This window comes from Capnocytophaga bilenii (assembly GCF_017565765.1).
GTDB classification, from domain to species: domain Bacteria; phylum Bacteroidota; class Bacteroidia; order Flavobacteriales; family Flavobacteriaceae; genus Capnocytophaga; species Capnocytophaga bilenii.
Genome location: NZ_JAGDYP010000002.1, coordinates 12,656 through 27,554, shown reverse-complemented (window position 1 = coordinate 27,554; position 14,899 = coordinate 12,656). Strand labels below are relative to the sequence as shown.

Sequence of the window (14,899 nt, the reverse complement as noted above, 5' to 3'; positions counted from 1 at the left end):
GTTAGATATTTTAAATATATAGTTGTAATTCTGTTTTATTAGAAGAAACGTGGTGAAACGATCTTCTTGTATGTTTTTACCAATTCGTAACGCAAGAATATTTCGTGCGAACCTGAATTGTATTTAGACAAGTCGGTGGTTTCAAAATCGTAACTATAGCCTGCAAACCAACGATCGTTTATTTGGAATCCTGCCATTACGCTCAATGCTGCTGACCAGCGGTAAGATGCCCCTATCACAAATTTGTCATTAAACATAAAGTTCAAAGAGCCGTCTATTTGCAAAGGTGCCCCAAAGGACATTTTTCCTAACACTGCTGGTTTAAACTTCACAGTGTCGCTTAAATCGAACACATAACCTCCTATAAGGTACAAGTGTTGTGAATTTTTGAGTACTGATACCGCATTGCCTTTGTAGTGGGTAGTTTCAAGCATATTAGGTACTGAAAATCCTACGTAGTACTTATTGGTATACCAATAGAACCCAGCTCCCAAGTTGGGTGAGAATACACTCTCTTTACCACTGAGTGATGGATCACTTGCATCTTGTTTCTTTAGTTCGTCATAATCTATTTCAAAAATATTGCCTGCTCCTTGCAACCCAAACACTAATTTTGAGTTCTCAAAATTGATAGTGTATGACACGGCTACGTTTAGAGCGGTTTGGTTTTGAGGGCCTATACTTTCGCGAAAGATACTTCCTCCTAAGCCTACGTTGCGCATAGATTGCATAGGCTGGTGATAGCTAATACTTCCGTTAGTAGGTGCTCCTTTTAGCCCTACCCATTGGGTGCGGAACATTCCAAAGAAACTTCCTACTTCACGAGAACCTGTGTAGCCTGGGTTGAACAGCATAGTGTTGTACATATACTGTGTGTATTGCGATTCTTGTTGAGCAAAGGTAACAAGAGAAAATAAGCTTGCTACCCATAAAAATAATCTCTTTTTAATCATCTTTTAAAAGTGTATTTGTATTGTTAGTTATTGATATTTAGTTAGATACTAAAATAATCACTGCATATTTTTTGCAAAGTTACACTTTTTTTTTGAATCATCAATTTTTTTATCATTTTTTTTGTTGTTATTTTTTTTGAGTGTAGAAAATTTTCTTAGTGAGGTGATTTATTCTTCAGTGCGAGCCGCATAGTTTTTTATCCTTCGTCACATACTCAGCTGCGCCAGCTCGCTGACTTTCCTTCGCTCATCCTTCGCTCAACCTTCGCTCAACCTTCGCTGAAGGTTCGATGGGGGAATTATGAATTTTGAATTCTGAATTTTGAATTGGGGGGGGTGAAAATTCACAATTTAGAATCCATAATTCAAAATTATTTTGTATTTTTGCAGCATACTTTAGCAACTAATATATGGACTTTAAAAAACTTAAGACTTTTGCTAAGACTTCTATATATGGCAAGCTGTTGGCGCTTGTGGTGGTTTTGGTGCTTATCTTGCAGGTGTTTCCTGAAAGGGCTAAATTTAAATACGAATTCAGGAAGGGGGAATTGTGGCAGCACGAGAACCTTTATGCACCGTTTGACTTTCCGCTAAAAAAAACTAAAGAACAACTACAAGAGGAGGAACAACTGATTATCAAACAATCTACGGTTTATTATCGCGAAGATAGTTCGGCTACGGTTTCTGCTCTACAAAAATTTCAGCAGAAAAAAAACGAATATTTCAATCATTTACCTCAAGCTAAACGCGAGCAATTATTAGACAAAGCGGCTCTTTTTATTACTGAAAGTTACCGAAATGGAGTACTACTAAAAAGACCTTCAGAAAACAGATTGGAGCTTGCAATTATCCAAGATAACAATCACATTAAAACAATACCTACAGCACCTATACTATCATTGGAACAGCTGAATGAAGCTGTAGATCATTTTTTTGCGGCTGCTCCTTACAATGAATACTGCAAGGTGTATTACGACCTTTTCTTTGATATTTTAAGTCCGAATTTGGTAGTAGATGAAAAATTTACTGAAAAAGCTTTGCAACAGAACCTCAAAGAGATTGTATCGACACGGGGCTGGGTGAATAAAGGGAAGCTAATTATTGCCAAAGGGGAGCTGGTGGAAGGTGAGAAGCTCAATTCGCTGCTTTCATTGAAAGAAGAATATGAAGCACAAACGTGGAGTGAGAATAATTACAATTGGTCGGTAGCTGGCTATTATGCTTTAGTAGCTATAGTGCTGGCGATTATGTGCTTGTACTTGAGGAAATACGAACCTAAGATATACCACAACAATCTAAAAATGATTGTTATCCTGCTAAATATGCTCTGTACAATCCTATTGTTGGGGCTAATAGCAAGGCACGCTGCTCATTATATTTACATAGTGCCTGTGGGAATGATGATCCTTATTTTACGTTCGTTTTTTGACTTGCGTTCGGTAATTTTTATGTATATCTGCACTGTGTTTATTATGGGGTTTATAGTGCCTAATAGTTTTCAGTTTGTTTTTATACAAATAATGGCTACGATGGCAATAATGATTACTCCTAAAAACACTCATTATAGGTTGAGTTATTTTACTTCAGCAGGGCTTATAACACTTTCGTACTTAGTAATTTATTTGGCTTTTTACGTGATTACCGAGGGCACTGTGAAGGGGGTAGACCTATCGGTACTTGTGTTATTCATTCTTAATGGAGTAGGAATTCTTTTTTCGCAGCCTTTTACTTATATTTACGAGCGTGCTTTTGGATTGGTATCGGATGTATCGCTGTTAGAGCTTTCGGACACTAATTCTAAATTACTGCGGCAGCTCTCGGAGCTTGCTCCTGGTACTTTTCAGCATTCTATGCAAGTAGCTAATCTCGCTGAAGCCGCAGCTACCGAAATAGGGGCTAATGCGTTATTGGTGCGTGTGGGGGCTTTGTATCACGATATTGGGAAAATGAAAAACCCACAGTACTTTATTGAGAACCAAAAGACGAGCCATAACCCGCACGATACACTTAATCCGCAAGAAAGTGCTAAAATTATTATTCGTCACGTAACTGATGGTGTGGAACTTGCTTACAAACACAAACTGCCTAAACGAATTATAGATTTTATCCGCACGCATCACGGGTGTAGTCTTACTTATTACTTTTACAAAAAAGCATTGGAGATGAACCCTGAGGCTAAAGAGGAGGATTTTCGCTACCCAGGTCCGACACCTTTCAGTAAAGAGACGGCAATTCTTATGATGGCAGATTCGGTAGAAGCTGCTACTAAAAGCCTTAAAAACCCTACTTACGAGGCACTTAACGAATTTGTAGATAGGATTGTAAAGAAGCAGTTAGACGACAACCAATTTGCTAACTCGGATATTTCGTTTAGGGAGATAGAGGCTATCAAACGGGTATTTAAAAACAAACTTATCAATATTTACCACGTGCGGATTGCTTATCCTGAGTAGATTGGCACGGTAATTGGACTTATACTATAAAACTAAATAATTTATTTATAATGAAACGTTTATTCATATTATTATCTTTAGCATCAACAATGACAACAGTTGCACAAAATGTAGTGCCTACCGTAAGTGTGGTGGGTGAGGCTAGCATAAATGTAGAGCCTACCATTGTTAATATTTCGCTAAGTGTGGAGAGAGAAGGCACTGATGTGAAATTACTACGACAAAAAAACGGAGAAAGCATAGCGAAGGTTATACAAGCTATCAACGAGCAAGAAATTCCTTTGGAAAACTTTAAAACAGACTATGTGTCGCTTCAAAAACAATACGATTACAATACTAAAACTTACAAATACCGCATTTCGCAAGATATCAAAATCAAACTTACAGACTTGTCTAAATACGAAACCCTAATGGACAAGTTGTTTGAAGCGGGGGTAAACCAAATAGATGGTATATCATTTGACATTACTGAAGTGGAAAGAGCTAAAATAACACAAGATGCTCGCATTGCTGCCTTAGATAACGCTCGCAAAAAAGCGTTGCTTTACGCTATTACATTAGACCAAAACATAGGTAAAGCACTCACTATCAAAGAAGTTGGGGTGCAAGATGAAGAACCTGTAGTGTTTAGAATGAAAGAAGCTGCTGCTTTGGGTAGTCCTTCTAAACAGACTTTAGCACCAGGTAACATCAGTATAGAGGCTTCTATAATGGTAACTTTTGAACTTTTAAAACAATAATATTATGAGTATGCAGAGTATTGTAGCTTACGTTTTGGTAATGATAGCTGCTTATTTCTTGATAAAGAAGCTCTTTTTCAGCAAAAAAAAAGGAAGTTGTGGCGAACACAATTGTAAATGCCACTAAACTTGTACTCATTACTAAAAAAAACTTTGCCAAAGCAGTAAAACTTTGGCAAAGTTTTTTATTTAACAGGTAACTATAACTACTTTTTGAGATAAAACCAACCTACTTGTTGCTCTAAATTATCATCTTCATCACGGTAGGTTAGTACAAAGAAATAAACCCCTTGCGGTAAGTTTGCTCCTTCAAATCTACACACTTCATTATCATAATGACTTACTGAAAAAACTTCATTGGCATTGCTATCATAGATAGTAAGCGTGTTTTCGGGATAATTTTCAATCCCCATAATATGAAAATAATCGTTTTTACCATCACCATTGGCTGAAATTCCTGTGCAAGGAGTTATAGGAGACCAAATTTTGACCGTAACAGTAGTTGTAGCTAATGAGATAGCAGCATCGGGCGAGCGAAGTTCATAGGTAAAACTATCTGCTCCTGTAGTATTGTTATTAGGGATATATAATACCTCGTTGCTATCGTTGAGAGTTACAGAGCCTTTATACGGAAACGCTGAGATATAAGGAACAGCATCATAAGGTATATCATTTTGTAATATAGCGATAAGAACGGGAGTATTCATAGGAGTTGTTACGGCATCGGCAACCGCTATAGGATGCAAAGGTTCTTCTGTTGTGGGTGTTTCGGTAGTAGGTGTCGTAGTTTGGGGCAGTACTATTACGGTAGCGGTAGCAGTGGCGAAGTGGGTAATATCTTTAATATCTCTGATTTTATAATATACATAATGACGACCCTCTGCCAAACCTGCAGGAAGTCGGAGCATTCCGCCTTGTGCTGTACTGATAAACTTTCCGTTGTCATCGGTACTCCTATGAATATAACTAAATTGCACCTCTTTATCTGTGGGGGTAGCCGTGCCGTAGCGGTCGTTATCATAAACACTGCCTACTAATTGAGATTCAGTGCTATAGGTAACCGTGTAAGTATCGTCTTGTGCAGTAAGGGGTATGGTAGTGCTTGTGGTAGTAGTAGGTGTGGTAGTTGAAGTTGTTGTGGTGGGCGTTTCGGTTGTAGGTGTTGTGGTTTGGGGCTGTACTATTACGGTGGCAGTGGCTGTTGCGAAGTGGGTAACATCTTTAATATCTCTAATCTTATAATATACGTAATGGCGACCCACTGATAGAGCTGCAGGAAGTCGGAGCATTCCTCCTCGTATCGTACTGATATACTTTCCGTTGTCATCGGTACTCCTACGAACGTAGCTAAATTGTACTTCTTTGTCTGTAGGGGTAGCCGTGCCGTAATGGTCGTTGTCATAGACGCTGCCTATTGTTTGGGGGTCGGTACTATAGGTAACGGTGTAAGTATCGTCTTGAGCGGTGAGGGTTGATGTGGTGGGTGTAGTAGTTGCAGTTGATGTTGTGGGTGTTTCGGTAGTAGGTGTGGTAGTAGAAGTTGATGTAGTAGGCGTCGTAGTTTGGGGCAGTACTATTACGGTGGCAGTAGCAGTGGCAAAGTGGGTAGCATCTTTAATATCTCTGATTTTATAATATACGTAATGACGACCGACTGATAAACCCGTAGGAAGTTGGAGCATTCCTCCTCGTGTCGTGCTGATATACTTGCCGTTATTATCGGTACTCCTGCGAACATAGCTAAATTGCACCTCTTTGTCGGTAGGGGTAGCCGTGCCGTAATGGTCGTTATCATAGACACTGCCTATTGTTTTGGGGTCGGTACTATAGGTAACGGTGTATGTATCGTCTTGAGCAGTAAGGATTATCGTAGTATTTGTGATAGTAGTAGGTGTGGTAGTAGAGGTTGATGTGGTAGGTGTTTTGGTAGTAGGTGTCGTAGTTTGGGGCAGTACGATTACAGTAGCGGTAGCAGTGGCGAAATGGGTAACATCTTTAATATCTCTGATTTTATAATATACATAATGGCGACCTACAGCTAAACCTGAAGGAAGTCGGAGCATACCACCTTGTGCTGTACTGATAAACTTTCCGTTGTTATCAGTGCTCCTACGAACGTAACTAGATTGCACCTCTTTATCTGTAGGGGTAGCCGTGCCGTAGCGATCGTTATCATAAACACTGCCTACTATTTGAGGATCGGTACTATAGGTAACGGTATAAGTATCGTCTTGTGCAGTAAGGGTTATAGTGGTACTTGTGGTAGTAGTAGGTGTGGTTGTAGAGGTTGATGTTGTGGGTGTTTCCGTAGAGGGTGTCGTGGTTTGGGGTAGTACTATTACGGTGGCAGTAGCCGTAGCGAAATGGGTAATATCTTTAATATCTCTGATTTTATAATATACGTAATGACGACCGACAGCTAAACCCGCAGGAAGTCGGAGCATTCCGCCTCGTACCGTACTGATATACTTGCCGTTATTATCGGTACTCCTACGAACGTAGCTAAATTGCACCTCTTTGTCTGTAGGCGTAGCCGTGCCGTAGCGGTCGTTGTTATAGATGCTACCAACCATTTGAGGTTCAGTGCTATAAGTAACCGTGTAAGTATCATCTTGAGCAGTAAGGGTTGTTGTGGTGGGTGTAGTAGTTGCAGTTGATGTTGTGGGTGTTTCAGTAGTAGGTGTCGTGGTTTGGGGCAGTACGATTACAGTGGCAGTAGCCGTGGCAAAGTGGGTAACATCTTTAATATCTCTGATTTTATAATATACATAATGGTGACCCACAGCTAAACCCGCGGGAAGTCGGAGCATTCCTCCTTGTGTTGTACTGATAAACTTTCCGTTGTCATCGGTACTCCTGCGAACATAGCTAAATTGCACCTCTTTATCTGTAGGGGTAGCCGTGCCGTAATGGTCGTTGTCATAGACGCTGCCTACTAATTGAGATTCAGTGCTATAAGTAACCGTGTAAGTATCATCTTGAGCGGTGAGAGTTATCGTAGTGCTTGTGGTAGTAGTAGGTGTAGTAGTTGCAGTTGATGTTGTAGGTGTCGTGGTTTGGGGCAGTACTATTACAGTGGCAGTAGCAGTGGCGAAGTGGGTAACATCTTTAATATCTCTAATTTTATAATATACATAATGGCGACCTACTAATAACCCTGCAGGAAGGCGGAGCATTCCTCCTCGTGCAGTACTGATATACTTTCCGTTGTCATCGGTACTCCTATGAATATAACTAAATTGTACCTCTTTGTCTGTAGGGGTAGCAGTGCCGTAATGGTCGTTGTCATAAACGCTGCCTACTGTTTGAGATTCGGTACTATAGGTAACAGTGTAAGTATCATCTTGAGCAGTAAGGGTTGTGGTGGTGCTTGTGATAGTAGTAGAGGTTGATGTTGTGGGTGTTTCGGTAGTAGGTGTCGTGGTTTGGGGTAGTACTATTACGGTGGCGGTAGCAGTGGCGAAGTGGGTAATATCTTTAATATCTCTAATCTTATAATATACATAATGGCGACCTACTGATAAACCTGCTGGGAGGTGTAACATTCCACCTCGTGTTGTACTGATATACTTTCCGTTGTCATCAGTACTCCTATGAATATAGCTAAATTGCACCTCTTTGTCTGTAGGGGTAGCCGTGTCGTAATGGTCGTTGTCATAAACGCTACCTACTATTTGGGGGTCGGTACTATAGGTAACAGTGTATGTATCGTCTTGTGCAGTAAGGGTTATCGTAGTACTTGTGGTAGTAGTAGGTGTAGTAGTTGCAGTTGATGTGGTGGGCGTTTCAGTAGTAGGTGTCGTAGTTTGGGGCAGTACAATTACAGTGGCGGTAGCAGTGGCGAAGTGGGTAACATCTTTAATATCTCTGATTTTATAATATACGTAATGGTGACCAACTGATAACCCTGCAGGAAGTCGGAGCATTCCGTCTCGTGTCGTACTGATATACTTGCCGTTATTATCGGTACTCCTACGAATGTAGCTAAAATGCACCTCTTTGTCTGTAGGGGTAGCCGTGCCGTATCGGTCGTTATCATAAACACTGCCTACTGTTTGAGGTTCAGTACTATAGATAACAGTGTAAGTATCATCTTGAGCGGTGAGGGTTGTTGTGGTGGGTGTAGTAGTTGCAGTTGATGTGGCGGGTGTTGTGGTTTGGGGCAGTACTATTACAGTGGCAGTAGCAGTGGCAAAGTTGGTAACATCTTTAATATCTCTAATCTTATAATATATGTAATGACAACCCACCGACAAGCCTGCAGGAAGTCGGAGCATTCCGCCTCGTATCGTACTGATATACTTGCCGTTATTATCAGTACTCCTACGAATGTAGCTAAATTGCACCTCTTTATCTGTAGGGGTAGCCGTGCCGTAATGGTCGTTGTCATAAACACTGCCTACTGTTTGAGATTCAGTGCTATAGGTAACAGTGTAAGTATCGTCTTGAGCAGTAAGGGTTATCGTAGTAGGTGTAGTTGTAGTGCTTGTTGTGGTAGTGGGTGTTTCGGTAGTAGGTGTCGTGGTTTGGGGCAGTACTATTACAGTGGCAGTAGCAGTGGCAAAATGAGTAGCATCTTTAATATCTCTGATTTTATAATATACGTAATGGCGACCGACTGATAACCCTGCAGGAAGTCGGAGCATACCACCTCGTCCTGTACTGATATACTTTCCGTTATTATCGGTACTCCTACGAACGTAGCTAAACTGCACCTCTTTGTCTGTAGGGGTTGCTGTGCCGTAGCGGTCGTTATCATAAACGCTACCTACTATTTGAGGTTCGCTGCTATAGGTAACGGTATATGTATCGTCTTGAGCGGTGAGGGTTATCGTAGTACTTGTGGTAGTAGTTGAAGTTGATGTAGTGGGTGTTTCGGTAGTAGGTGTCGTAGTCTTGGGTAGTACTATTACGGTGGCAGTAGCCGTAGCGAAATGGGTAACATCTTTAATATCTCTAATTTTATAATATACGTAATGGCGACCTACTGCTAAACCTGCAGGAAGTCGGAGCATACCACCTTGTGCTGTACTGATATACTTCCCGTTGTTATCGGTACTCCTGCGAACGTAGCTAAATTGCACATCTTTGTCGGTGGGCGTTTGGGTGCCGTAGCGGTCATTGTCATAAACACTGCCTACCAATTGAGGGTCGGTACTATAGGTAACGGTATATGTATCGTCTTGAGCGGTGAGGGTTATCGTAGTACTTGTGGTAGTAGTAGGTGTAGTCGTTGCAGTTGATGTGGTGGGCGTTTCGGTAGTAGGTGTCGTGGTTTGGGGCAGTACGATTACAGTAGCGGTAGCAGTGGCGAAGTTGGTAACATCTTTAATATCTCTGATTTTATAATATACGTAATGACGACCCACAACTAAACCTGCAGGAAGTCGGAGCATTCCTCCTTGTCCAGTACTGATATATTTTCCATTGTCATCGGTACTCCTGCGAACATAGCTAAACTGCACCTCTTTATCGGTAGGCGTTTGGGTGCCGTAGCGGTCATTGTCATAAACACTGCCTACCAATTGAGGGTCGGTACTATAGGTGACAGTGTAAGTATCGTCTTGAGCGGTGAGGGTTGTGGTGGTGGGTGTCGTAGTAGAGGTTGATGTGGTGGGTGTTTCGGTAGTAGGTGTTGTAGTTTGGGGCAGTACTATTACGGTAGCGGTAGCAGTGGCGAAGTGGGTAACATCTTTAATATCTCTAATCTTATAATATACGTAATGACAACCAACTGATAACCCTGCAGGAAGGCGGAGCATTCCGCCTCGTATCGTACTGATATACTTTCCGTTGTTATCGGTACTCCTACGAACGTAGCTAAATTGCACCTCTTTATCTGTAGGGGTAGCCGTGCCGTAATGGTCGTTGTCATAGACGCTGCCTACTAATTGAGATTCAGTGCTATAGGTAACAGTGTATGTATCGTCTTCAGCAGTAAGGAGTATGGTAGTGCTTGTGGTAGTAGTAGGTGTAGTAGTTGCAGTTGATGTTGTAGGTGTCGTGGTTTTAGGCAGTACTATTACAGTAGCGGTAGCAGTGGCAAAGTGGGCAACATCTTTAATATCTCTAATCTTATAATATACGTAATGATGCCCCACTGATAAACCTGCAGGGAGACGAAGCATTCCTCCTTGTGTCGTACTGATATACTTTCCGTTATCATCGGTACTCCTACGAATGTAGCTAAAATGCACCTCTTTATCGGTAGGCGTTTGGGTGCCGTAGCGGTCATTGTCATAAACGCTGCCTACTATTTGAAGTTCAGTACTATAGGTAACGGTATAAGTATCGTCTTGAGCAGTAAGGGTTATCGTGGTACTTGTGGTAGTAGTAGGTGTCGTAGTAGAGGTTGACGTGGTGGGGGTTGTGGTTTTAGGCAGTACGATTACAGTAGCAGTAGCAGTGGCAAAGAGGGTAACGTCTTTAATATCTCTGATTTTATAATATATGTAATGACGATCGACTGATAAACCTGCAGGAAGTCGGAGCATTCCGCCTCGTCCTGTACTGATATACTTTCCGTTATTATCAGTACTCCTGCGAACGTAGCTAAATTGCACCTCTTTATCTGTAGGGGTAGCCGTGCCGTAGCGGTCATTGTCATAAACACTGCCTACTATTTGAGGTTCGCTGCTATAGGTAACGGTATAAGTATCATCTTGAGCGGTGAGGGTTGTGGTGGTACTTGTGGTAGTTGCAGTTGTGGTGCTTGTTGTGGTAGTAGGTGTTTCGGTAGTAGGTGTCGTGGTTTGGGGCAGTACTATTACGGTGGCAGTAGCAGTGGCGAAGTGGGTAACATCTTTAATATCTCTGATTTTATAATATACGTAATGACAACCGACTGATAACCCTGCAGGAAGTCGGAGCATTCCGCCTCGTATCGTACTGATATACTTGCCGTTGTTATCGGTACTCCTACGAACGTAGCTAAATTGTACCTCTTTGTCTGTAGGGGTAGCCGTGCTGTAGCGATCGTTATCATAGACGCTGCCTACTATTTGAGGTTCGCTGCTATAAGTAACAGTGTAAGTATCGTCTTGAGCAGTGAGGGTTATCGTAGTACTTGTGGTAGTGGTGGGTGTAGTAGTTGCAGTTGATGTAGTAGGCGTTTCGGTAGTAGGTGTCGTAGTTTGGGGCAGTACTATTACAGTAGCGGTAGCAGTGGCAGAGTGGGTAAGATCTTTAATATCTCTGATTTTATAATATACGTAATGGCGACCGACAGCTAAACCCACAGGAAGGTGTAGCATTCCGCCTCGTCTTGTACTGATATACTTGCCGTTATTATCAACACTGCTATTGAGTTTTAGAAATTGCACCTCTTTGTCTGTAGGGGTAGCCGTGCCGTAGCGATCGTTATCATAGACGCTGCCTACTAATTGAGATTCTGTGCTATAGGTAACAGTGTAAGTATCATCTTGAGCAGTAAGGGTTGTGGTGGTGGGTGTAGTAGTTGCAGTTGATGTGGTGGGTGTTTCGGTAGTAGGTGTCGTAGTTTGGGGCAGTACGATTACAGTAGCAGTAGCAGTAGCAAAATGAGTAGCATCTTTAATATCTCTAATCTTATAATATACATAATGGCGACCCACAGCTAAACTGGCAGGAAGGTGTAACATTCCGCCTCGTGCTGTACTGATATACTTTCCGTTGTCATCAGTACTCCTATAAATATAGCTAAATTGCACCTCTTTGTCGGTAGGGGTAGCTGTGCCGTAGCGGTCGTTGTCATAGACGCTGCCTACTAATTGAGATTCAGTACTATAAGTAACAGTGTAAGTATCATCTTGAGCAGTAAGGGTTATCGTAGTACTTGTGGTAGTAGTAGGCGTAGTAGTTGCAGTTGATGTGGTGGGCGTTTCGGTAGTCGGTGTTGTAGTTTGGGGCAGTACTATTACGGTGGCAGTAGCAGTAGCAAAGTTGGTAATATCTTTAATATCTCTGATTTTATAATATACGTAATGACGACCCACTGCTAAACCTGCAGGAAGTCGGAGCATACCACCTTGTGCTGTACTGATATACTTCCCGTTGTTATCGGTACTCCTGCGAACGTAGCTAAATTGCACATCTTTGTCAGTGGGCGTTTGGGTGCCGTAGCGGTCGTTGTCATAGGCGCTACCTACTAATTGAGAGTCAGTACTATAGGTAACGGTGTATGTATCGTCTTGAGCGGTGAGGGTTGCTGTGGTGTGGGTGGTAGTTGCAGTTGATGTTGTGGGTGTTGTGGCTTTAGGCAGTACTATTACGGTGGCAGTAGCAGTGGCAAAGTGGGTAATATCTTTAATATCTCTGATTTTATAATATACATAATGGCGACCCACTGCCAAACCCGCAGGAAGTCGGAGCATTCCGCCTCGTATCGTACTGATATACTTTCCGTTGTTATCGGTACTCCTGCGAACGTAGCTAAATAGTACCTCTTTGTCTGTAGGGGTAGCCGTGCCGTAATAGTCGTTGTCATAGACGCTGCCTACTAATTGAGGTTCTGTACTATAGGTAACGGTGTATGTATCGTCTTGAGCGGTAAGAGTTGTGGTGGTGGGTGTAGTAGTTGCAGTTGTGGTGCTTGTTGTCGTAGTAGAAGTTGATGTGGTGGGTGTCGTGGTTTGGGGCAGTACGATTACAGTAGCGGTAGCAGTGGCAGAGTGGGTAACATCTTTAATATCTCTAATCTTATAATATACGTAATGATGCCCCACTGCCAAACCCGCAGGAAGTCGGAGCATTCCGCCTCGTGTCGTACTGATATACTTGCCGTTATTATCGGTACTCCTATGAATATAGCTAAACTGCACCTCTTTATCTGTAGGGGTAGCTGTGCCATAATAGTCGTTATCATAGACGCTACCCACCATTTGAGGGTCGGTACTATAGGTAACAGTGTATGTATCATCTTGAGCAGTAAGGGTTATTGTAGTATTTGTGGTAGTAGGTGTCGTAGTTGCAGTTGATGTGGTGGGTGTTTCGGTAGTAGGTGTCGTAGTAGAAGTTGATGTGGTGGGTGTTGTGGTTTGGGGCAGTACTACTACAGTAGCGGTAGCAGTGGCAGAGTGGGTAGTATCTTTAATGTCTCTAATCTTATAATATATGTAATGACACCCCACTGATAAACCCGCAGGAAGTCGGAGCATTCCGCCTCGTATCGTACTGATATACTTCCCGTTGTTATCGGTACTCCTATGAATATAACTAAATTGCACTTCTTTATCTGTAGGGGTAGCTGTACCGTAATGGTCATTGTCATAGACGCAGCCTACTGTTTGGGGTTCGTTGCTATAGGTAACAGTGTAAGTATCGTCTTGAGCAGTAAGGGTTATCGTAGTATTTGTGGTAGTAGTAGGTGTGGTAGTAGAGGTTGATGTGGTGGGTGTTTCGGTAGTAGGTGTCGTGGTTTGGGGCAGTACGATTACAGTAGCAGTAGCAGTGGCAAAGTTGGTAACATCTTTAATGTCTCTGATTTTATAATATACGTAATGACGACCCACTGATAGAGCTGCAGGAAGTCGGAGCATTCCGCCTCGTGTCGTACTGATATATTTTCCGTTATTATCGGTACTCCTATGAATATAGCTAAATTGCACCTCTTTGTCGGTAGGGGTAGCCGTACCGTAATGGTCGTTATCATAAACGCTGCCTACTAATTGATTTTCAGTGCTATAGGTAACGGTGTATGTATCGTCTTGAGCGGTAAGAGTTGTGGTGGTGGGTGTAGTAGTTGCAGTTGATGTGGTGGGCGTTTCGGTAGTGGGTGTCGTGGTTTGGGGCAGTACGATTACAGTAGCAGTAGCAGTGGCGAAGTGGGTAGCATCTTTAATGTCTCTGATTTTATAATATACGTAATGGCGACCCACAGCTAAATCTGCGGGGAGATGGAGCATTCCTCCTCGTGTCGTACTGATATACTTTCCGTTATTATCCGTGCTCCTACGAACGTAGCTAAATTGCACCTCTTTATCTGTAGGGGTAGCCGTGCCGTAATGGTCGTTATCATAGACACTGCCTACTAATTGAGGTTCTGTACTATAGGTAACGGTGTAAGTATCGTCTTGAGCGGTGAGGGGTATGGTAGTAGTAGGTGTGGTAGTAAATGTTGATGTTGTGGGCGTTTCGGTTGTAGGTGTTGTGGCTTTAGGCAGTACAATTACAGTAGCGGTAGCAGTGGCAAAATGAGTAACATCTTTAATATCTCTAATCTTATAATATACGTAATGACGACCCACAGCTAAACCCGCAGGAAGTCGGAGCATTCCGCCTCGTCTCGTACTGATATACTTGCCGTTGTCATCGGTACTCCTGCGAACGTAGCTAAACTGCACCTCTTTGTCGGTAGGGGTAGCCGTGCCATAACGATCGTTGTCATAAACACTGCCTACTAATTGATTTTCAGTGCTATAGGTAACGGTGTATGTATCGTCTTGAGCTTCTATAAGAATCTTTTTATTCTTTCCTAATAATATAGTAGAAAATAATAGAAAAATCAATAATAAACTTTTTTGATATTGGTTAATCATAGTAGAAACTTTGGTTATTTAATACGACAAAGATACTACTTATTTTTATATTACACAAGTTTTGTTTTTAGTTTTTTTTTACACTTTAATTTAAATATTTTAACTATTTTCTTTTCATTCTTTTCTTTCCTCTTATACTGTGAGAAAGTTGATTATCAAGAAAATCAATTTTGACAAAGTTCGTGAGAGGAGAGCAAAAATTATAGTATTATTGAGAAATGGAGAAGTAAATTATTAAA

General features: G+C 41.8%; 5 protein-coding genes. 3 read left to right on the top strand and 2 right to left on the bottom strand.

Going from position 1 to position 14,899, the window contains the following annotated elements:
- Positions 1-38: 38 nt before the first annotated feature.
- Positions 39-953, bottom strand: a complete 915-nt coding sequence (locus J4N46_RS02490; RefSeq protein ID WP_208058038.1) for a PorP/SprF family type IX secretion system membrane protein — start codon at positions 951-953, stop codon at positions 39-41.
- Positions 954-1,363: 410 nt separating this feature from the next.
- On the opposite strand from J4N46_RS02490, the gene J4N46_RS02485 reads away from it, so the two are divergent.
- From J4N46_RS02485 to J4N46_RS02475, 3 genes are all read left to right on the top strand, one after another.
- Positions 1,364-3,406, top strand: coding sequence for an HD family phosphohydrolase (locus J4N46_RS02485; RefSeq protein WP_208058037.1), 2,043 nt, complete (start codon positions 1,364-1,366; stop codon positions 3,404-3,406).
- Positions 3,407-3,495: 89 nt separating this feature from the next.
- Complete coding sequence (locus J4N46_RS02480) at positions 3,496-4,146, top strand: SIMPL domain-containing protein (RefSeq protein ID WP_236013594.1); 651 nt, start codon at positions 3,496-3,498, stop codon at positions 4,144-4,146.
- A 4-nt stretch (positions 4,147-4,150) separates the two neighbouring features.
- The gene (locus J4N46_RS02475) at positions 4,151-4,273 is read left to right on the top strand and encodes a FeoB-associated Cys-rich membrane protein (protein ID WP_009416806.1); all 123 of its coding nucleotides are present in this window, start codon (positions 4,151-4,153) and stop codon (positions 4,271-4,273) included.
- Between the two features lie 79 nt (positions 4,274-4,352).
- Here J4N46_RS02475 and J4N46_RS02470 read toward each other — a convergent pair whose 3' ends face one another.
- Positions 4,353-14,630, bottom strand: a complete 10,278-nt coding sequence (locus J4N46_RS02470) for a T9SS type B sorting domain-containing protein (RefSeq protein ID WP_208058035.1) — start codon at positions 14,628-14,630, stop codon at positions 4,353-4,355.
- Between the last annotated feature and the right edge of the window lie 269 nt (positions 14,631-14,899).

Coding starts and splice junctions, on each gene's coding strand:
- J4N46_RS02490 (WP_208058038.1), bottom strand. CDS start 953: ATGATTAAAAAGAGATTATTTTTATGGGTAGCAAGCTTATTTTCTCTT.
- J4N46_RS02485 (WP_208058037.1), top strand. CDS start 1,364: ATGGACTTTAAAAAACTTAAGACTTTTGCTAAGACTTCTATATATGGC.
- J4N46_RS02480 (WP_236013594.1), top strand. CDS start 3,496: ATGACAACAGTTGCACAAAATGTAGTGCCTACCGTAAGTGTGGTGGGT.
- J4N46_RS02475 (WP_009416806.1), top strand. CDS start 4,151: ATGAGTATGCAGAGTATTGTAGCTTACGTTTTGGTAATGATAGCTGCT.